This is a genomic window from Mesorhizobium waitakense (assembly GCF_056431085.1).
Genome location: NZ_JBWKME010000051.1, coordinates 56,664 through 79,058, shown reverse-complemented (window position 1 = coordinate 79,058; position 22,395 = coordinate 56,664). Strand labels below are relative to the sequence as shown.

General features: G+C 64.6%; 7 protein-coding genes. 5 read left to right on the top strand and 2 right to left on the bottom strand.

Features of this window, described 5'->3' with window-relative positions; translation table 11 throughout:
- Window positions 1–71: 71 nt before the first annotated feature.
- Together AC07FD_RS12475 and AC07FD_RS12470 are read right to left on the bottom strand one after the other, a co-directional pair.
- A complete protein-coding gene (locus AC07FD_RS12475) occupies window positions 72–6,128 on the bottom strand; it encodes a translocation/assembly module TamB domain-containing protein (RefSeq protein ID WP_478350105.1) in 6,057 nt (2,018 codons plus the stop codon).
- Window positions 6,129–6,131: 3 nt separating this feature from the next.
- Window positions 6,132–8,060, bottom strand: coding sequence for an autotransporter assembly complex protein TamA (locus tag AC07FD_RS12470; protein WP_478350104.1), 1,929 nt, complete (start codon window positions 8,058–8,060; stop codon window positions 6,132–6,134).
- 272 nt (window positions 8,061–8,332) lie between these two features.
- On the opposite strand from AC07FD_RS12470, the gene AC07FD_RS12465 reads away from it, so the two are divergent.
- The 5 genes from AC07FD_RS12465 to AC07FD_RS12445 all read left to right on the top strand — a co-directional run bounded on the left by AC07FD_RS12465 (window position 8,333) and on the right by AC07FD_RS12445 (window position 22,394).
- Entirely contained in the window at window positions 8,333–13,813 is a 5,481-nt protein-coding gene (locus AC07FD_RS12465) for an alpha-2-macroglobulin family protein (RefSeq protein ID WP_478350103.1), read from the top strand.
- A gap of 108 nt (window positions 13,814–13,921) precedes the next feature.
- On the top strand, window positions 13,922–16,012 hold the full coding sequence (pbpC, locus tag AC07FD_RS12460; RefSeq protein WP_478350102.1) for a penicillin-binding protein 1C: 2,091 nt from the start codon (window positions 13,922–13,924) through the stop codon (window positions 16,010–16,012).
- Between the two features lie 18 nt (window positions 16,013–16,030).
- Complete coding sequence (locus tag AC07FD_RS12455; protein ID WP_478350101.1) at window positions 16,031–16,753, top strand: M15 family metallopeptidase; 723 nt, start codon at window positions 16,031–16,033, stop codon at window positions 16,751–16,753.
- A 167-nt stretch (window positions 16,754–16,920) separates the two neighbouring features.
- Window positions 16,921–21,210 (top strand): beta strand repeat-containing protein, encoded by a 4,290-nt coding sequence (locus AC07FD_RS12450; RefSeq protein WP_478350100.1) that lies wholly within the window; start codon window positions 16,921–16,923, stop codon window positions 21,208–21,210.
- An 80-nt stretch (window positions 21,211–21,290) separates the two neighbouring features.
- On the top strand, window positions 21,291–22,394 hold the full coding sequence (locus AC07FD_RS12445; protein ID WP_478350099.1) for a TIGR03032 family protein: 1,104 nt from the start codon (window positions 21,291–21,293) through the stop codon (window positions 22,392–22,394).
- Window position 22,395 lies beyond the last annotated feature (1 nt).

The window sequence follows — 22,395 nt, the reverse complement described above, 5'->3', positions numbered from 1 at the left end:
ACTGAGACATTTACTGAAGGCCGGACAGCGCCAGCCTTGGGCCATCATGGGGCCAAAAGCCCGTCGAAATATCAGTATTCTTTCTCGTAGAAGATGCCGCCCTTGGCCTCGCCGGCATCATTGGCCTCGCCGCGCAGTTTGACGCCGCGCCCGACATTGAGGTCGATGGTCGCCTTGCCGGAACCGGGCTTGTCGCCTTTCTGGATCGTCACGTAGGTGCGATCGTTCAGATACTTGCCCGCCGAAACCGCCGTGCCGCCCTGGTCGTCGGTGGTGACGTCGAGATCGTCGACGCCGATCGCGCTGCGCAGGTTTTCAAGCAGCGACGTCGAGCCGCCGACCCCGGCCAGTTGCCCGGCCGCTTCGGCGAGCTGGGCGATCTGCAGCGGCGACAGGTTGGACATCGAGCGCCCGAAGATCAGCTGCGCCAGCACCTCGTCCTCGGGCAGCGCCGGCACCGAGGAGAAGGTGAATTTCGGATTGGTCGCCTCGCCCGACACCACGATGGTGACGGTGGTGGAGGTCGTCGTCGTTGTCGCAGTCAAATTAAGGTAAGGCACCAGCGAGCCGGAGAAGCCGACCGTGCCTTCGGTGAAGGTCAGCCGCTTGCCGAGAATCGATAGCCGCCCGCGCTGCAGGGTGAAGGTGCCGACCGCTTGCGGCGACGAAGCCGGGCCGGTCAGCCGGAGCGAGCCGCCGAGTTCGGCATCGACGCCCCTGCCCTGGATGAATATCTGGTTCGGCGCGTTGACCGTGACATCGAGGACGAGGCCGCTGCCGCCGCCACCGCCACCACTGGTCGTCGGCGGGCGCAGCGCCTTGTCCTGCGCCCGCACGGCACCCGGTGCATTCTTGTGCTTGACGTCGAGTGCCGAAAGCGAACCTGGCAGCCTGTCTGGAACCGTGATCACCGTCTTGGCGAGATTGATGGTGCCGGCAATCACCGGTGCGGAGGTCAGCGGCCCCTTGATCGTCAGGTCGCCGCCGAGATTGGCAGTTACCACACGACCGTCCGTATAACGGCCGTCGACAAGCTTGATCGACAGATCGGCCGGAAACCCTTGCGCCGGGTTGATGCCGACCGTGCCGCTGGCCGACAGGCTGCCGCGCGTCGACAGCGTGCCGGTCAGCCGGTTGATCCTGGCGACGCCGCCGGCGATTGATACGTCGGCGGCGATATCGTTGACCGCGAGGCCCGAGCGCGCGTCGACCAGGCGCGCGCCGGAGGTGCTGACCGAGCCGCCGATGACAGGCGATGTCGCGGGACCGCGAACCTGCACATTGACATTGGCGGTTCCAGACAGCGACAGCCCCTGCGCGGCAAGCTTCTGGCTGAGCAGGCCGAAGGGCACGGCGCCATTGAAATCGAGGACCAGCGCCGGCGTACCTGCCGTCGTCACAGTGCCGCCGCCCTTGAGGCCAAGGCCGGCTCCATCGCTGACATTGGCGTTGAAGGTCAGCTTGTTGGCGGCAAAGGTGCCGGACGAAGAAACACTCACCGCACCGACACCCGCACCCCGGGTCTGCGACGTCTGCACGCCGGCCGCGTCGATGTTGAAGGCAACTGCAGGGCTCGCCGGCGCACCCGTCACCTTCGCTGTGCCCGAGATCGAACCGGCGGCATCGAGGCCCGGCGAGAAACTGTTGGCGAGCGACATCGGCACCCGCGCCAGCGCGGCGTTGATGTCGAGCGCCGTGCCGACCTTGCCGGTCACCGTCGCCGTACCGCCACCCAGGTTGAGCACCAGCCGATCCAGCGTCGTCGTGCCATTGGCAATGCTGACGGTCGAGGCCTTGGCTATGGCCGCCTTGATGCCCTTGACCGTGGCTTGGCCGGAAGCAAGCTCGATGGTGGTCGTGCCGCTGGCCACTCTCACCCGGCCAGCGGCCTGCGCCGGGATGCCTTTGACCGTGGCGCCACCGGAAAAGCCGGTCCAGTCGCCATCGCGCTTCAAATCCACATTGATGCCGCTGATCACGGTTCCACCGGAATTGACGGTGTCGGCGAGGATCTTGCCGGAAATCACCGGAGCCGCGAGATAATTGGCGATGAGCGCATCGACGGAAACGGCCTTCGCCTGCAAATCGCCGCGCGAGATCGACCCCGTCGCCGCCTTGATAGCGACTTGCGGCGCGGTGCCGTTCTTGGAAAAGGCTATGGTGCCGCGCACGTCGCCTTCCGCCTTTTCCAGCACAAGTGCCGCCAGTGGGCCAATATCTGGCAGGTCGAGCGCGATGGTGCCGACCGGCACGAACTTCTCGTCCAGCGCCAGATCGCCGGAGATCCTGTTCTTGCCAAGCGACAGCAGCAGGCCGTTGATGGCGCTTTTGCCATCCGCCGTCGCCAGCACCGCACTGCCTTGCAGTGCCTGGCCGGCGACATTGCCGGTGAGTTGCACATTCGCCGCCGGATTGGCGGCATCGGCCTTGCCGGTGGCGGTGAGCTTCAGCCCGGCGATCTCGCGCGCGGCTACCAAAAGCCGATCGCTATCGACAGTCAGCGACAGATCGGGCGCGGTCGCCGGGCCCTGTGCGTTCAGGGCGAAGCCGATGGCGCCCTCGGCGTCTTTCGAAAGCAGCGAGATGTCGCTGAGCGCGCCCTTGATGTCGGCGGCGACTTTGTTGTCGGCAAGGCTGGCCTGTCCCTCGGCAGTCAGTGCACCGGAGACCAGCTTCAATCCGTCGACATTGACATTGCCCGACGCATCGCGCTTCAGCGCAGCACTCAGTTCCGCGCGTTCGGCAAGCACGCCGCGCACCGCCGCCGGCAGCGCCGCCGAGGCTGCGTCGGCTTTCAAGTTGAGCTCGATGGCGCCGTCGGCCAGCGATACCCGGCCACTAAAGTCGCTGTTCAGCGCATCGCTCGTCACCGAGCCGCTATCGATGGTGATGGCGTCCGTGGCGAGGCTGCCGGCAACCTTGGCCGTGACCTTGCCGGCGATCAGCGGCGCGATGGTTGGGTTGTCGAGGCCAATCTGGTCGGCCGACACGGTACCGGAGATCGGCCCTGTCCGGGCCTTCAGATCGAAAGCATCGGAATGCAGGGCGACAGCGACGCCTTCGACCTTGGTCAGCTTGGTGGCGACCGAGGGCAGCGCCGCCGAAATATCGAGCCGCGGCTGCGTACCCTGCCCCGCTGCCTTTACCGACAGTGCCTGCAGTTCGAGCTTGATCGGGCTTTCCGCGCTGCCCAGCGTCAGCGGCAGGCTGGTTCCGGTCGAGGCGAGATCGAGGGCAAAATCGCTGGCGCCGTTCGGGTTGAGGGTGCCCGCCGCCTTGCCGGAAATCTTGTCGCCTGTGAGCGTCGCATGATCGAGCACGACGCCGCCGGCCACGGTGTAGCTGCCGGCAGCATCGACGGCGAGCGGACCGAGCTCCGCCTGCCGGGTCTGGCTGGTTTCGACGCCGGCCAGTTGTGCGTCGAACCGAACCTCGGGCGCAGATGGCGACCCGGTCACTTCAGTGGTACCACCGAGGGTGCCCACGGCATCGAGACCCGGCGAAAAATCATTGGCGAGTGCTGCCGGCAGTGCCGAAAATTGTGCCGCCAGATCGAGCGCCTGGCCGGCGGTGCCGGACAGCGTCACCGAACCGCCGCCGACATCGAGCGCCAGTTTTTCGATGCTAGTCGTGCCATTGGCAATGCTCAACGTCGATGGCTGCGCGATCGCGGCCTTGATGCCGCGAACCGTGGCTTCACCCGAAGCGATCTCGATGCTGGTCGTCCCGTCCGCGATCTTGACCCGGCCGGCAGCGGTCGCCGGAATGCCCGATATGGTGGCGCCACCGGTAAAATTGGTCCAGTCGCCATCGCGCTCCAGGTCGACGCCAATGCCGCCGATTTCCGTGGTTCCGGAGGTGACGCTGTCGGCCTTGATTGAACCGGCGATCGCCGGCGCCTTGAGATAATCGGCAATCAGCGCATTGACGGTGATTGCCTTGGCCGTCACTTCGCCGCGCGCGATCGCCGTGCTCTTGGCGTCGATAGCCACCGAGGGCGCGTCGCCATCCCTGGCGAAGCGGATGGTGCCGTCGATGTCGCCCGTCACCGCCTGGCCGGCGAGCGCGGCCAATTGGTCGATAGCAGGCGCGGCGAGCGTCAGCGTGCCCAAGGGCATGAATTTGTCATCCAGCGCGAGGTCGCCCGAGACCTTGTTGTCGCCAAGCGAAACCAGGAACCCATTGATCGAACGCTTGCCTTCGCTGGTCACCAGCGCCGCCTTGATGTCGAGCGGCTGGTCGTTGACGGAACCGGTCAGCGAGACATTGGCGGAGGGGCTGGCAATGTCGGCCTTGCCGCTTGCCGTCAGCTTTATGCTCTTCACCGTGCGGCCCGAGGCCGTCAGGCTGTCGCTGTCGGCGGAGACCGTGAAATCCGGCGCCGTCCTGGCGCCGCTTGCCGACAGTGCAAAATCGACGCCGCCGGCCACCGGCACGCCAACCATCGGCGACAGCACCGAAACGTCGCCCAGCTTGCCCTTGATATCGGCCTGGATGTCGGTGCCTTGCGCGCTGGCGGTGCCGCTGGCGCTGAGCGTGCCGGAGGTGAGTGAGATCGAGTTGGCGGCAAAGGATCCCTGCGGATCGCGCGTCGCCGCGGCCGAGAATTTCACCCGGGCGCCGAGCACTGAGGCGATCTGCGGCGGCAAGGCCGTCGCCACGGCATCGGCATTCATTTTGAGCTGCATCGACAGGTCGGCAAGTGCAACCGTGGCGGTCAGCGAGGCGTTGACCGCGTCGGAGCGCAACGTGCCCTCATCGATGGCAATGGCATCCTTGCTGACCGATCCGGCCAGATCGACATTGACCTTGCCGGTTACCAGCGGCGCGAGTGTCGCCACGTCGGTTTTGAGGCCACCCGCCGCCAGCTTGACGGTGACCGGCCCGGCGCGATTCTGGATATCGAAGCCGTCCGAATGGATCTGCGCCGCCAGATCGTCCAACCGCGTGCCGCCGGCGACGATCGAAACGAAGGAGGCGCCGATGTCGATGATCGGTGTCTTGCCGTCGCCGAACGCGCGTGCGGTGGCGTTGTTGATCGCCAGCGTGATTGGCTGCGCCTTGCTGCCGACGCTGATCACCACAGGCGGGCCCTTGGCGGCGAGTTCGACCGCGAGATCGCTGGCACCGGCAGGATCGACGATGCCGGATGCGGTGCCGTGCACCGCATCGCTGTCGATGCTGGCGCGGTCGACGCTGACGCCGCCGGCCGATGTGGCGGTGCCGGCGACATCGAAGCTGGTCTTGCCGGCAAACAGCGGCTTCAAATTCTCCGGCAGGAAGCGCGCGAAATCACCGTCGCCCTTGGCCTCGATGTGATTGCCCTTGTCGGTCAGTTGATGGCGCCCGGTGAGCTGGGTGACGATCTGGCCGTCGACAACGAAGGTCCCGATGCCGCTCCAGTTGGCCAGCGGGCCGGTCCCCGAGACAATGATGTCGACCGGCGGCGTATCAGGCAGATTGAGCAGGTTGGCGATGATGCCGCCCGCCGGCTCCGATGCCTTCAGATCGAGGTCGAGCTTGTTGTCGGCTGGCGCGAAATGGACTTTGGCGTCGACATTGCCTTGCTTGCCGTCATGGCGGGTGACGTTGAGCGTCGTCTCTACCGCCAGCGGCGCGGCGTCGATCTTGAGCATGCCTTTGGCGGCAAGTTCGGCGATGCCGCTGCCGGCCAGATCCTGGCCGAGCGCGATTTCGGGAAGGTCGATCTGCTTGATGTCAAGCGAGACCGGCAGCGTCGTCGTGCCGCCACTCTGCGCCGGCTGGGTGCTGGCCACAGGCAACCGGGCCAGTTCGATGCGCCCGGCGGCGATGCGCTGGGCACTGAAGCTTTTCGACAGCAGCGCCAGCGGCGACCAGTCGACGGCGACCTTGCGCGCCACCAGCCAGGCGCCCTCACGGTCTTCCAGCACGACATGGTCGACGCTGAGCGCACCCGACCAGATGCCGTCGATGCCGCTGACGGTGATCTTGCGGTCATCGCTCGAGGCCAGCCGCGAAATGATGCCGGCAAGATTGTCGCGTCCACGCTCGGTCTTGGTCAGCACCACCAGCGCGCCGATCGCCCCGGCGACAGCGATGAGCAGCGTGTAGAGGACAATGCGAAGGATGCGCCTGAATATCTTCATCGCTCAGAACGCCTGTCCGATACCGGCATAGATGCCGAAATGCGGATCGTCTGGATCGCGATTGAGCGGCACGGCCGCGTCGATGCGCAGCGGCCCGAATGGCGTGACATAGCGCAAGCCGACACCGGCGCCGACCTTGACGTCGGAGAAATTGGGCACCGATTTGGTCGACACCGTGCCGGCATCGACGAACGGCACGATGCCGATCGTGTCGGTGATGGCGATGCGCATTTCGACCGAGGTCTCGAAGAAGGACAGACCGCCGATCGGCTGGCCGGTGAAATCCTTGGGACCGATGCCCTGGTAGGCATAGCCGCGCACCGAACCGCCGCCGCCGGAATAGAAACGCCGGTCGGCTGGTACATTTTCAAGGCTGGTGCCGACGATCGAGCCGACGGCGACACGTTCGGCCAGCACGAACTTCGAAGCCGAATCCAGCGACTGATAGGCCGAACCCTCGCCCTTCAGCTTGAGGAAGGCCGCACCGCTCAGAATGTCATAGCTCGGCTCGGCATAGGCCAGCACCCGGAACCCGCCGGTCGGGTTCAGCCGGTTGTCACGGTTATCGTAGACATATTGCAGCGGAATGCTGGCGATCAGATATTTGTGCTTGCCGAAAGCATCGTGGATTCGCGAATAGTCGAGCGACACTTCCGCCGAAACCGTCTGCTTCTTGGTCAGTTCGTAGGACAGGCCGGTGCTGCCTTTCACCGAGAAATGGTCATAGGCGTCCGGATGCTCGAGCACGGTCTTGAAGCTGGCGAAGAACTTTGACTCCGGCCCGATCACGCCCGGTTTTTCGAACATGATGCCGGCATTGTAGTTGAGCTCGCTGAGGTCGTTGCTGCCGATACCGCTGATGGCCCCGTCGATGCGCAGCTTTTCGGCCCGGCCAAACAGGTTGCGGTGGCCCCAATAGCCCTCCAGGCCGAGTCCCTCGGTGTTGGAGAAGGTGCCGCCGACACCGAAATAGCGTGGCTTGCGCTCGCTGACCTGGACGCCGATCGGGATGTTGCCGTCGGCATCGAGCTTGTCGGCTTCCTTGAACGTCACGCTGTTGAACACCTCAAGCGCCAGCAACCGGTCGCGCGCATCGCTGATCTCGTCGGGCGAGTATTGCCGGCCGCGCTTGAGGCCGGTCATGTATTCGGTGAAGTCGCGATCGACCTCCTCGGTGCCTTCCACCGTGGTGTCGCCATAGCCGGCGACCGGCCCGGCGGCGACCGTCAGCGTCACATCGAGCGTCGAGGTGGCATGGTCGGCGACGATCTGGCGGTCGGTCACCTTGGCCAGCGGCCTGCCCTCCTGCTTCAGCGCCCGCACGATCAGCGCCTCGGCCTTGAGCACGGCGCCGGATCCAGCGTCGCCGCCGGCGATCAGGCCATAATCGGCGCTCATCAGCCCCGCCGCGTCACCCTCCAACCGGACATTGCCGAGAGTGAATTTCGGCCCGCTGGCGATATCGATGACCACCGGTACCGGTTGCGGGCCCTTGAATTCGGCATCGGGGGGCAAATCGTCGAGCGGCTTGCCGTCGATTGTGATGGTGACGACGCCTTCATAGCGGGCATCGGCATAGAGCGCCGCAACCAGCTGCTCACGGTCGCTACGCGCCTTGGCCATCAGCCCGAGCGAGCCGGAAACCGGGCGTTCCTCGTCACTTTTCAGGGCCGAGGCATTTTCGAGCTTCTTGACGAGATCCTTGTCGGCATCGGGCGCGGAAATGGTGACGGCATAGCGCAGGGGGTCGACGATGTCGGCGTCCTCGTCTTTCGACGATCCCCACAGCTTGATGCCGAAAAGCTCGAAAGCAGCAGCATTTCCGGCCTCGGCGACAAGCGCGGTTGAGCAGATCATGACCAAAAGCAGGGCGCGCGAAAGCACACGCCCTGGCGCGGTACCTCCTGACATCTGCTCTTCATGCGCCGGCATTAAGACAACCTAGAATGAAAACCTAAAATTGGAATGAAGTTCTGAAGCGCTCGTAAAGGGGCCACAATCCAATTGTCTGAAATAGGACGGGCTTGGAATTCACACCTTCTGCGTCGCCGCAAGAAAGCGTGATCCCCTGTCCTATGGAGCTACTACCGGCGATCGGCCGGAAAGGAAACCGTTGGCAGGCGGAACCCTGCCGCGTCCTTGTGTTGACAAGCATGACTGATGCTTGATCATGCCTGGACGTCAGCAGTGTCTGGGAGGGTGTAATGGCAATGCGCGCGGCTCGTGGTCTGTCGATCCTGATTCTTCTCTTTTTTGCCTGGAATGGTGTCGCGCAGGCGGCTGAAGCCCGGCGAATCGCGACATCGGACAATTCCGATTATTTCGGCTTTGATCTCAGGTCCGACCAGAATGTCACGCTCGACCAGTGCAAGACGACATGTCTGGGTGATCCGGCCTGCCGCGCCTTCACCTACAACACCAAGGCCAAATGGTGTTTCCTCAAATCCGACTACAATCAGATGAAGCCGTTCAACGGTGCGGTCGCCGGCAAGGTCGTCAACATCGATGGCGACCCCGACATCGGCGCGCCGCCGGAACTTGCCTTCTTCCCCAACTGGATGGCCGATCAGGCCCAGCAATACCGCAACAAGCTGTTGGGTCCGGCCTATGTCAAGCCGACGGAAGGGCTGACGGCGCTGACGAATGCCGCCGAACAGTCCGTGCTTACCGGCGATCACCGCTCCGCCATGCTGAGATATGAAGGTGCCGTGTCCGTCATGCCCGATGATGGCCAGCTCTGGCTCGCCCTGGCGCGCGAAACGCTGGCCGTGCAGCCTGCCGCCAACACGTCCGAGGCTTCCACTTTGCCGGCAAACGGCACCTCGGCCGCCTTCAACGCCTACAAGCTCTCGCGCACCACCAAGACGCGCGCCGAAGTGCTGGCGCTGCTCGGCAACGGCCTCGACAAGCGCGATCTATACCGCCCAGCCCTGCAGGCCTATGAAGCCAGCCTTGCGCTGGTCGCCTCGCCGGCGGTCCAAGCCGACTATGCCGATCTGAAGGCCCGCAAGGGTTTCCGCGTCATCGACCACACGGTCGATGCCGACACCAGCGCGCCGCGCATCTGCGCACAATTCTCCGAGGATCTGGTCAAGACCGGCGTCGACTATGCACAGTTCGTCACCGTCGACAACGCGCCTCCCAAGGGCGTCGACGCCAAGGACAAGCAGATCTGCGTCGAAGGTCTGGAGCACGGCCAGCATTACGAGGTCACCTTCCGCGCCGGCCTGCCGGCCGCCATCGGCGAGGTGACCGCCGCCCCCGTGGTGCTGTCGATCTATGTGCAGGACCGGGCGCCCTCGGCCCGCTTCACCGGCGACAGCTTCGTGCTGCCGGCTGGCGCGCGCCGCGGCATTCCGGTCGTCACCGTCAACATGAACGCGGCCGAGATGAAGCTCTACCGTATCGGCGACCGTTCGCTGGCGCAGCTTCTTTCGGGCTATCAGTTCCTCCACCAGCTCGACAGCTATGACATCTCCAACATTTCCGAGCAGATGGGCGAGCCGGTCTGGCAAGGCCAGCTCGACATCGCCAATGATCTGAACAAGGAGGTCACCACCTCCTTCCCGGTCGACGAGGCGTTGCCGCAACGCAAACCCGGCGTCTATGTGCTGACCGCCCAGGCCGTCAACGACAAGAGCGACGACTACAATTCGATGGCCACGCAATGGTTCGTCGTCTCCGACATCGGCCTGTCGACCTATACCGGCCAGGACGGGCTCAATGTCTTTGCCCGTTCGCTGGGCAGCGCCAAGCCTATCTCAGGCGCCGAACTGACGCTGGTTGCCCGCAACAACGAGGTTCTCGGCACCGCGACCACGGATGCCGACGGCCACGCCGTCTTCAACCCCGGCCTGACGCGTGGCGACGGCGGCATGGTGCCGGCCGTGCTGATGGGGAAGCAGGGCGACAATGATTTCGTCTTCCTCGACATCGGCCGGGCAGGCTTCGACCTGTCCGACCGCGGCGTCACCGGACGCGCGGCGCCCGGCGCGCTCGACGTCTATGCCTGGACCGAGCGCGGCATCTACCGCGCCGGCGAGGATGTTCATGTCGCGGCCCTTGCCCGCGACGGCGCCGCCAAGGCGGTCGAGAACCTGCCGCTGACCTTCATCTTCTCGCGTCCCGATGGCGTCGAGGACCGCCGCATCGTCAGCGACGGCGCATCGGCCGGCGGCCACGCCGTCGACCTGCCGCTCGAGCCCAACGCCATGCGCGGCACCTGGTCGGTGTCGATCTACACCGATCCCAAGCAGCCGGCGGTCGCCAGCCAGATGTTCCTGGTCGAGGATTTCGTGCCGGATCGCATCGAATTCGACATGAAGGCCGACAAGCAGGAGATCGCACAGGGCGAAACTTCCAACATCAACATTGACGGCCGCTTCCTCTACGGCGCGCCGGCAGCGGGCGTGGCGCTGGAAGGCGAGCTGACGCTGTCGACGTCCCGCGATTGGGACCGTTTCCAGGGCTTCTCCTTCGGCCTCGCCGATGAGCAGTCGGCCGAACCCACGGTCACCCCTCTCACCGATCTGCCGGTGGTTGGCGATGACGGCAAGGCGACCTTCCCGGTCTCCGTCGAGCAACTGCCCTCGACCACCAAGCTGGTCGACGCCAAGGTGACGGTCAGGATGCGCGAAACCGGTGGCCGTGCCATCGAGCGTTCGCTCAACATCGGCATCCGCCCGCAAGGCCATATGATCGGCATCCGTCCGGATTTCGCCGACAATGAAGTGCCGCAAGGCGGCACGGCGAAGTTCAGCCTGATCGCTGTCGATCCCGACGGCAAACGTGAGGCGCTGAAAGGCGCCCAATGGACGCTGGTCAAGGTCGAACGCAATTACCAGTGGTACCGCTCCAACAACTCCTGGAACTACGAGCCGGTCACCTTCACCAAGTCGATCGCCAACGGCCAGGTCGACCTCAGCGCCGACGGCGACGCTACGGTCTCCGTGCCGGTCGACTGGGGCCAATACCGCCTCGAGGTCGAGACATCGGATCCCGAGGGACCGGCGACCAGCTACGAGTTCGACGCCGGCTGGTACGTCTCCTCGACCACCACCGAAACGCCTGACGGCCTCGAGATCGCCCTCGACAAGGACACCTATGCCGCCGGCGAAGTGGCCAAGCTCAAGGTCTCGCCGCATTTTGCCGGCGAACTCCTGATCAACATCGGCTCGGACAAGCTGTTGAAGACCGTCACGGCAACCGTGCCGGCCGGCGGCAGCACCGTCGACATCCCGGTCGGAGACGACTGGGGCGCCGGCGCCTATGTCACGGCGACCCTGTTCCGGCCTGGTGATGCGCAGGAATCGCGCATGCCGGCCCGCGCCATCGGCGTGAAATGGCTGAAGGTCGATCCGGGCTCGAAGAAGCTCGCGATAACCTTGACGCCGCCGGACAAGACCATGCCGCGCCAGCAGCTGTCGATCCCGGTAGCGGTGGCCGGCGTACAGCCGGGCAGCAACGCCTACGTCATGGTTGCCGCCGTCGATGTCGGTATCCTCAATCTGACCAATTACAAGGCGCCTGATCCGGAAAACTGGTTCTTCGGCCAGCGCATGCTGGGCATGGAAATCCGCGACCTCTACGGCCGCCTGATCGACGGCTCGCTGGGCAACACCGGCAAGCTCAGGACCGGCGGCGACGGCGCCAACATGCAGACGCAAGGCAGCCCGCCGACCGAAAAGCTGGTCGCCTTCTTCTCTGGTCCGGTTCAGCTCGACGCCGACGGCAAGGCGCGGATCGACTTCGACATTCCGCAGTTCAACGGCACCGTGCGCGTCATGGCTGTCGCCTGGACCAAGGAAGCGGTCGGCCATGCCCAGTCCGACGTCATCGTGCGTGATCCGGTGGTCATCACCGCCGGCCTGCCGCGCTTCCTGGCGCCTGGCGACGCCGCAGTCATGCGCCTCGATGTCGCCGACACCGATGGCCCGGCCGGTGACTATGCGCTGTCGATAAACACGACCGGCGACCTGTCGACCGGCGACAAGCCTCTGCCTGAGAAGCTGACGCTGGCCAAGGGCAAGCGGCAGACACTGACCGTGCCGCTGATCGCACAGACGGCGGGCAATGCCTCGATCACCATCAAGCTTGCCCATGCCGACGGCACCGCTGTCGAACAGACGCTGTACGTGCCGGTGCGTCCAGCGCAATTGCCGGTTTCCACCCGCCTGGTCGTCGACCTCAAGGGCAATGGCGGCGCGTTGCGCGTCGACAAGGAGCTCCTGGCGGCAAGCCTGCTCGACGGCGCTTCCGTCAGCGTCGGCGTTTCGCAGGCCGCAGCCTTCGACGTGCCGTCGCTTTTGATGACGCTTGACCGCTACCCCTATGGCTGCGCCGAGCAGACCACCAGCCGCGCCTTGCCGCTTCTCTACGTCAATGAATTGGCGTCCGGCATCGGCATGGCCAGTGACCCTGACCTGCACGGCCGCATCCAGGATGCCATCTACAAGGTTCTGAGCTACCAGGCCTCTGCCGGCAGCTTCGGCCTGTGGGGTCCGGGCTCCGGCGACCTCTGGCTCGACGCCTATGTCACCGACTTCCTGACCAGGGCGCGCGAGCAGAAATACGACGTGCCGAGCCTGGCGATGAACCAGGCGCTGAGCAACTTGCAGAACTCGCTCGGGTACGACCAGAGCGTACAGGACCGTGGCAGCGAGATCGCCTACGCCCTCTACGTCCTGGCCCGCAACAAGAAGGCCTCGATCGGCGACCTGCGCTATTATGCCGACACCCAGCTCGAGGCTTTCTCGAGCCCGATGGCGGTTGCCCAGCTGGCGGCGAGCCTGGCGCTCTACGGCGACACGCCGCGCGCTGAAGCGACGTTCAAGACTGCGCTCCAGCTCTCCAAGGCGACAACCGACTATGACTACTACCGCTCCGACTATGGCTCGCCGCTGCGTGACGGCGCGGCGATGCTGGCGCTGGCGGCGGAATCGAAGCCGGTGCCGACGATCGTACCGGAGCTTATCAAGCTGGTGACGAAAGAACGCGCCGAAGCCGATTGGACCACCACCCAGGACGAATCCTGGATGCTGCTGGCGGCCCGCGCATTGAAGGAAGGCAATGATTCGATCACGCTGACCGTCAATGGCGCGCCGCATTCAGGCGGTTATTCCAACCAGATCAACGGCAGCGACCTGGTCGACAGCCCGCTCGCCATCGCCAACACCGGCAAGACCCCGCTGCAGGCCGTCGTCACCGCCGTGGCGTCGCCGATCCAGCCGCTGCCGGCCAGCGGCGACGGCTTCACCATCGGCCGAACCTACTACAAGCTCGATGGCACCGAAGCCAACGTCACTGAGGCGACGCAGAACGAACGCTATGTCGTTGTGCTCAAGATCTACGAGCAGAACCGCTGGCCTTCGCGCCTCCTGATCACCGACTTGTTGCCGGCAGGCTTCGAGATCGACAATCCGGGTCTGGTCTCCAGTGCGCAATTGTCGAACTTCTCCTGGCTCGCCCAGACCGACGCCACCCATCTCGAATTCCGCGACGACCGTTTCGTCGCGGCGTTCAACCCCAATGACGGCGACGGCGACCGCAACATCACGCTGGCCTATGTCGTGCGCGCGGTGACACCGGGCACCTACGCCCATCCGGCGGCGACGGTGGAGGATATGTACCGGCCGCAATATTCGGCCCGCACGGCCACCGGCATGATGGAGGTCAAGGCGCCGTAAGTCGCCGGTGGTGGCGATCATGAACAGAACGATGGCGCTCGCGACAGCCCCCTTCTCCCCGTCACCAGACGGGGAGAAGGTGCCGGCAGGCGGATGAGGGGCAGCGCCATGCTCTCGAGAAAAGTCCTGCGCCGGGCAGCCATCTCCGCAGCTTCCTGCGCCGGCATCCTTGCCCTTTCCGTCGCCTCCCTCTGGGAACTCGACCGCGCCTTTCCGCCGCCGCTGCCGGCCGAGCTCACGGTCTCGACGGAAGTCCAGGACCGCGACGGCCAGCTGTTGCGTGCCTTCGCCACGCCGGACGGTTATTGGCGGCTCGAAACCAGGCTCGACCAGGTCGACAAGCAGTTCGTCGATATGCTGGTCACCTATGAGGACAAGCGCTTCTGGGACCATGAGGGCGTCGACGTGCTGGCGCTAGCCCGAGCCGCCGGCCAGTTCGCCACAAGCGGCCATATCGTCTCCGGCGGCTCGACCCTGTCGATGCAGCTCGCCCGGCTGATCGAGCCGCGCGAAAGCCGCAGCCTCGGCTCCAAGATCAAGCAGATGCTGCGTGCCATCCAGATCGAGCGCCGGCTGTCCAAGCGCGAGATCCTCGAACGCTACCTGACGCTGGCGCCGTATGGCGGCAATCTGGAAGGCGTTCGCGCCGCCTCGCTCGCCTATTTCGGCAAGGAGCCGAAGCGGCTCACTGTTTCGGAAGCCGCCCTGCTGGTTGCCTTGCCGCAGCTGCCGGAAAAGCGCCGGCCCGACCGCAACCTGCAGATCGCCCACGCCGCGCGCGACCGGGTGCTGACCCGCATGGTCTCCTCCGGCCTGCTCGGCGAGCGCGAGGCCGCGCGCGCGGCCCTCGACGATGTGTCAGGCCTGCGCCGCACCTTGCCGGCGCTCGCCGCGCACGCCGCCTATGCGATGCTGCCTAAGGCCGTGCCCGGCCAGCCCGTGCAGCTGACGATCCGCAAGAGCGTCCAGGAAGGGCTGGAGCAGGTCGCCAGGGACGCCGCCACCAAATTAGGGCCTCGCCTCTCCGTTGCAATGGTGCTGGCCGACGCCCGCACCGGCGACATTCTCGGCGAGGTCGGCTCGGCCAATTTCTTCGATGCCAGCCGCTCCGGCTGGATCGACATGACCAAGATCGTCCGCTCGCCCGGCTCGACGCTGAAGCCTTTTATCTATGGACTTGCCTTCGAGCAGGGCCTGGTGGCGCAGGAAACGCTGATCGACGACAGCCCGGTCGATTTCTCCGGCTACCGGCCGAAGAATTTCGACATGGGCTACCAGGGCGACGTCAGCATCCGCCAGGCGCTGCAGCTGTCGCTCAACGTGCCGGCGATCCGCGTGCTGGACGCAGTCGGACCAACGAGGCTGATGGCGCGCTTCCGCCAGGCTGGGGTGAGCCCCACGCTGCCGGTCAACGAGGCGCCGGGCCTGGCCATCGGCCTCGGCGGCGTCGGTGTGTCGCTGCGCGATCTCGTCCAGCTCTACACAGGCCTCGCCAATGGCGGCAAGACGCACACGCTGCATGACGGCACCGAGCCGGCCAATGCTGAGCGCACCACCGCCACCATCCTCGACGGTCAGGCCAATTGGCAGATCATTGACATCCTGTCGGGCGTCAAGCCGCCCGAGGGTGCCTTGCAACGCGGCATCGCCTACAAGACCGGCACCTCCTATGGCTATCGCGACGCCTGGTCGGTTGGCTTCGACGGCCGCTACGTGCTGGGCGTCTGGGTCGGCCGTCCCGACGCCGGCGCGGTTCCCGGCCTCTCCGGCTACGTCTCGGCCGCCCCCATCCTGTTCGAGGGCTTTGTTCGTTCGGGTCTGGTCACCGTGCCATTGCCGGGCAAGCCGCCCGGCGTCTTCAGCCCCAAACGCGAGGACCTGCCGGTGACGCTCGCCCGCTTCGGCGCTGGGTCGGACGGCCTGGTGCAGGCGACACCGACCGAACCCGCGCCGACCATAATCTTTCCGCCGGACGGTGCCCGCGTCGACCTCGGCACCAACTCAGCTGATGCCTCGCCGCTGGTGCTGAAGCTGCAGGGCGGCCGGGCGCCGTTCCGCTGGCTGGCCAACGGCAAGCCGCTCACCGGCATCGACCGCCGCCGAACCGCAACCTGGCAGCCGGACGGTGCCGGCTACTCGACCCTGACCGTGATCGATGCCGCTGGACGCGCAGCCAGCGTGAAAGTGTTCGTCGAGTGAAAGCGTTCCTTGAATAGAATGCGCCAGGCGATTCAGTGCATTGGCTTTTGCGCGCTGATGGTGGCGGCTTTCGCTCTGCCGACACATGCCGACACCCTGCCCGCCGGCTTTGTTCACCTCACCGACATCGACCCTTCGATCCGCCAGGACATCCGTTACGCCGGATCGGGCAATTTCCTGCACCGCAGGGTGAACGGTTATGAAGCGCCGGCCTGCATCCTCACCGAGCAGGCGGCCAAGGCGCTTTCCGGCGTCCAGAAGGCGATTGCCGCCAATGGCCTGACGCTGGTCGTGTTCGACTGCTACCGCCCTGCCCGTGCCGTCGCCGACATGGGGCAATGGACGCGAGAGGGTGGGCCGCCCGATCCGCAATGGTATCCGCGGGTCAAGCGCGGCGACCTCATCGCCAAGGGCTATGTCGGTGAACTATCCAGCCATTCCCGCGGCTCGACGATCGATGTCGCCATTGCGCGAGCCGACAGAAGATCCGCGCCGAAACCGGCCTGCGGCGCCGTCGATGCCGACATGCTCGATTTCGGCACCGGCTTCGACTGCTTTGACCCGATAAGCGAGACCGCCCACCGCAGGCTCGCCAGCGAAGCCGCGGTAAACCGCAAGATGCTTCTCGATGCCATGCGCACCGGCGGCTTCAAAAACTATGCCCGCGAATGGTGGCATTTCACGCTGGCAAATGAACCGTTCGCCAAGCAGCGATTCGACTTTCCCGTGACCGCCAGGTGAGACAGCCACCAAACCGGTGGAACTGCTGTTCAGCGAACTGATACTTCAACAAGTTGTTGTATAAATACAACTTAAATTGCCCGTCACTAGTGATTGCCCTGAAATCGCGCAGACTCGAATTGCAATTCCCTTCCGCAAGGATACGCATGGCCGCTGGAGGGCTTCCAATGGGTTTTACGTCGGGTTTTGACGTCGTGTTCGTGCGCGACGTCGTTCAACTATGTCCAAAGCGTCGCCGCTCGCTGCTTTTGGGCACGGCGCTCGGCTCGACGCTGGTGGCGCTCTCCGCCTCCCCGTCATTCGCGGCAAACTGCACGCAGCCGGCCTCGCCCTCGCCGATCACGGTCAACGGTGCTGCAACGCCGATCTCGTGCACCAACACCGTCGCACGCACGGCAACCGTGGCTGGCGACAACGCCATCGGCATTGTGACCACCGGCAATGGCAACATCGTCGACATAACCAACAGCGGGCTGCTGACCACGATTTCGACTTCACTCATTCCGGGGCCGACTTTCTCACAGTCTACCGGCGCGCGCGGCATCTATGCCGGCACCAACGGCATTGGCGCTGACATCACCATCAACAACACCGACACCATCAACTCGTACAGCGACAGCATCAAGGCGACCGACGCCGCCACGAGCGGCACCGTTTTCAGCAGCGACACCCACATCACCATCACCAATTCAGGCAACCTGACCGCAGGCCCCAACGCCGAGGGCATCTATGCCAACGCCAGCTACGGGTCCAACAACGTCGTGACGATCAACAACAGTGGCGTCATCCAGACCGGCGCCAGTGCCTCCCAGAGCGGCACATCGTCCGGCATATTCGCCACCGTCGACGGCGACAACAGCCAGATCAACATCGCCAACAGTGGCGCCATCAGCACGATCGGCGACACCGCTTCGGGTATCTCGGCGATCGCCAACTACTACAATGGCGACAATGGCAGCATCGTCATCGGCAACAAGGCAATCATCACCACGACGGGCGCCGGCGCCGATGGCATCCTCGCCAAGGCCGGCAATCCGGACCATGGCGGCACGGTCAAGATCACCAACGCCGCCACCGTCACTGCCGGCAATATCGGCATCGCCAGCTTCACCTATGGCGCAGGCGGCAACATCACCATCGACAACAAGGGCAATATCACAGCCGGCACAAGCGGCGCCAATGCCTCCGACTGCATTTTGGCTGTCGCCTACGGCAGTGACGCGACTATCACCATCACCAATGGTGGTGCCATCGACACGACCGCCGGCGGTCACCGATCTGTCGGCATCGAGGCCACGGCTGGCTACTACGATTACAGCAATGCGCACATTTCAGTGACCAACACAGCCAGCATCACCACTGGCGCCTATTCCGAAGGCATCCTCGCCCGCTCCTATGGCACCGGCGCCACGGTCACCATCGACAACAGCGGCACCATCAACGCCGGCTCGCTCGGTATCGTCGCCAACGTCTACGGCGACAGCAGCCAGATCAGCGTCACCAACAGCGGGGCGATCACAACCACGGATCCGAACGCGAATGGTATTACGGCGGTCGCCATTTCCTATGGCAGCAGCGGCGACAGCATTGTCATCGACAACAAGGCCGGCGGCACCATCGACACCAGCACCGGTACGTTCGGCATCTTCGCGCTGGCAGGGAGCAACGGCAATACCGACCCTGACAATGGCGGCACCATCACTATTACCAATGCCGCCACGATAAGTTCCGGCCACACCGGCATCGCCGCCATCACCTATGGCAATGGCGGCGACATAACGGTTTCAAACTCGGCCGCGATCACAGCCGGAAAACTGGGCGACAACGGTTCCTACGGCATCCTGGCTGTTGCCATTGGCAACGACATAGCCATCGATATCACCAACAGCGGCGCCATCGACACGACCGCCGGCGGTCCTAACGCGACGGGCATCCAGGCCTCGGGAACCTATTCCTCGGCCAGCAACGTGCACATTTCGGTCACCAACAGCGCCAGCATCACCACGGCCGCGAATTCCGAAGGCATATTCGCCCAGGCCTACGGCGACGGCGGCATGGTTACCGTCGACAACAGCGGCGCCATCAAGACCGGCGACAGCACCTCGACGAACGGTCGTTCGTCCGGCATCGCCGCCAATATCAATGGCGACAACGGCCAGATCAGCGTCACCAACAGTGGCACGATCACAACCATCGGCGTCGGTGCGAACGGCATCACCGCGATCGCCAACCTCTATGGCACCTGCGGCTGCCAGGGCCCCCTTTTCCCGGCCACCAGCAACGGCAGCATCGTCATCAGCAACAAGGCTGGCGGCACGATAACCACGACAGGAAGCTATGCGTCGGGCATCTTTGCACAGGCCGGCAACAAGGATCCGTCCGACCCGGGCATTTCCAATCCCGACGATGGCGGCGCGATCAACATTACCAATGCCGCCGTCATCAAATCGGGGGGCAAGGGTATTGCCGCCGGCACTTACGGAGCCGGAGGCACCATCAGCGTCACCAACAGTGGCGACATCGTCTCGACGGCCGGCGAAGGCCTCTATGCCAAGTCCATTGGCGACAACAGCAGCGTTGCCGTCGCCAATTCGGCATCCGTCAATGCCAAGGGCGGCGTTGCCGGGCTGGCTGCCTACACGAGCGGCGCCGGCAGCAACATCGTCATCGGCAACACCGGAAACAATGCGGAGCTGTTCAGCAGCGTGGGCTTCGGCGCAATCGCTGGCGCGACCAGCACATCGAGCACGATCCTCGTCACCAACGATGGCAAGATCAGCGGCGAGCTTGGCGGCCTGCAGGTCAGTTCGACCGGCGGTTCCACGGTCACCATCGGCACGTCCGGCTTTGTCGGCGCCAACAACAACCTGGCCATCAAGTCGACCACCGGAACAACCAAGATCGACGATGCCGGCGTGATTGCCGGCCGCGTCGAATTGAGCGACGCCGGCAATGTCATGAACGTCAATGACACCGGCGTCTTCAGGGCATTCACCGACAGCAAATTCGGTGCCGGCAGCGATACGCTCAACAACGGCGGCACCCTCTACGCATCGGGCAGCTTCTTTGGCTCTCCACCGGGCACCGTCAGCTTCATCGGCCTCGATAGCTTCGTCAACGGCAGCCTGGGCTCCGGAGCCGGCCTGACGACGATGATCGATGGCGTGGCCGGCGACAAGCTGATCACCAGCGGCAACTTCACCGGCCAGGGCAATTCGAAGCTCGGCGTCGACGCCAACTTTACCACCGGCGTTGCCGACACTCTGACGATCGGCGGCAATTCGTCCGGTCATACCGGTTTGGTCGTGAATGTCGTCGGCGCCGGCGCGCCGGCGGTCTTCATCCCCGTGGTCACGGTGACCGGAACAACCGCCGACAGCGATTTCGATCTGGCTGGTCCCGTCAATGCCGGCTTCTTCACCTACGGCCTGTTCCTGCAGGGCAACACACACGGCCTGCGTTCCATCGGGCTTGACAATGCCGGTTTCGAACTGCCTGCCGGCGTGACCGGGGCACAGGATGTGTGGCTGGATACGACCGGCTTCTGGCAGGACCGCATGGCGGATCTGCGCACGCAGGAAAGTGGCGTCCACAATGCGGATATGCCGGAGGAAAAACTCGCCGCGCGCATGGGCGGCCTCTGGGCGCGGGCGTCCGGCGATTGGTCAAATCGCGACAGCAGCGCCAGTTTCACCGATCCGGTCTCGCTGCAGGCCGAGACCCTCAACCTCGATCGCAAGCAGCGCACCAGCGCCTTCCTCGGCGGCATCGACATGGGGCTCGAAGGTGTCGCCGGCGGCGATATACTGTTCGGCGTCATGGGCGGCTACGTCACCTCCAGGCTCGACTTCAAGGCGACGGACGACAGCTGGGACTACAAGGGCGGCACGGTCGGCGCCTATGCCACCTACCTGAATGGCGGCTTCTACCTCGACGGCCTCGTCAAGGCCGACTTCCTCGATGTCGACATCAACGACGTCGGCGGCAAGGCGAGCACCAACGCCACCAATATCGGCGCGCGCCTCGACGCCGGCTACCGCGTCGCCATGGGCTGGGGCTTCATCGAGCCGCAAGCCAGCCTGGAATGGGTCCGCACCAATATGGATGCGGCATCGCTGTTTGGCGGCGACATCGACTTCCAGAACGGCAGCAGCGGCCGCGCCAGGATCGGCGTGCGCATCGGCACCGATATGCAGATGAACGGCATGACCGTCAGTCCGGACCTGACGCTGAGTGTCTGGAACCATTTCGGCGACAGCAACACCGTCGACATCAACTTCCCCGGCAGCGCCTTCTCGGCCACCGACAGTGCCGGCAACGGCACGTTCGGTGAGGTCGGTGTCGGCGTCAACGTGGCCAGCGCCAGCAACTGGTCCGGCGTAGTCCGCGGCAGCGTCCGCTTCGGTGACAACTACAGCGCCGGCTCCATTGGCGCGGCACTCCGTTACGGCTGGTAGTCCAGCGGATCGCATCTGAACTTCTTGCGCCGGCCCTCGCGGCCGGCGTAGTCATGACCAGGTCCACCCATGGAGCAAGCGTGAGCACATCCAAGGCCACTGACGAGGCCCCGGCGAAACCACCCGAAGCCGCGTCTCCCAGCCCGGCCGAACAGCAGACCAACGTCTCGCTGTCGCGCGGCTTCATCAGCTGGATGGAGACGGCGCAGTGCTCGCTGGCCTTCACCTCCTACCAGACCGGGCAATTGTTCCTGGTCGGCCTTACCGGCGACAGGAAGGCCTCGATCCACCAGACCAGTTTCGTCAGGGCCATGGGCGTGACCGTTGCCGGGCAGCGCATCATCCTAGCTTCCGACACGGCGGTGTGGCGGCTGGAAAACATCCTCGGACCCGACCAGGTCGCCAACGCCATTTACGACCGCATGTATATGCCGCGCGCCGCTTCTTACACAGGCGATCTCGACATCCATGAACTGGCCGTGCGCGAAGACGGGCAGATCGTGTTCATCAACACCAAGTTCTCTTGCCTGGCGACGCTGAGCCCGACGCATTCCTTCCGGCCGTTGTGGAAGCCCTCCTTCATCAGCAAGCTGGTGCCTGAGGACCGCTGTCATCTTAATGGTCTCGCCATGCAGAACGGGCGCGCCCGCTATGTCAGCGCGATCAGTCGGTCGGACTCTGTCGGCGGCTGGCGCGACCGCCGCTGGGAAGGCGGCATGATCATCGACATCACCGAGGACAGAGTGGTGGTCGACGATCTGTCGATGCCGCATTCGCCGCGCGTCCATGACGGTGCGCTGTGGGTGCTCGATTCCGGCCGCGGCTTCCTGGTCCGTGTCGATCCAGCAACCGGACATCGGCAGAACATCGCCTTTTGCCCCGGCTTCCTGCGCGGCCTGAGCTTTCATGGCCGCTTTGCCATCGTCACCACGTCGTTGCCGCGCGACGGCCTGTTCAAGGACTTGCCGCTACAAGACAATCTGCAGACGCGCGACGCCGAGCCGCGCTGCGCGCTCTACATCATCGACCTGCATACCGGCGGCATAGCCGAGTGGATCGAGTTGAAGGGACACATCACCGAGTTGTTTGACGTCGCCGTCATTGCGGGCTGCCGCTGTCCCTCATCGGTGCCGCTCAACAGCCCGAACATGGCTTCGCTGATCACCATCGACAGCGAAGGTTGAG

Coding starts and splice junctions, on each gene's coding strand:
- AC07FD_RS12455 (WP_478350101.1), top strand. CDS start 16,031: ATGCGCCAGGCGATTCAGTGCATTGGCTTTTGCGCGCTGATGGTGGCG.
- AC07FD_RS12450 (WP_478350100.1), top strand. CDS start 16,921: ATGGGTTTTACGTCGGGTTTTGACGTCGTGTTCGTGCGCGACGTCGTT.
- AC07FD_RS12465 (WP_478350103.1), top strand. CDS start 8,333: ATGGCAATGCGCGCGGCTCGTGGTCTGTCGATCCTGATTCTTCTCTTT.
- AC07FD_RS12475 (WP_478350105.1), bottom strand. CDS start 6,128: ATGAAGATATTCAGGCGCATCCTTCGCATTGTCCTCTACACGCTGCTC.
- AC07FD_RS12470 (WP_478350104.1), bottom strand. CDS start 8,060: ATGCCGGCGCATGAAGAGCAGATGTCAGGAGGTACCGCGCCAGGGCGT.
- pbpC (WP_478350102.1), top strand. CDS start 13,922: ATGCTCTCGAGAAAAGTCCTGCGCCGGGCAGCCATCTCCGCAGCTTCC.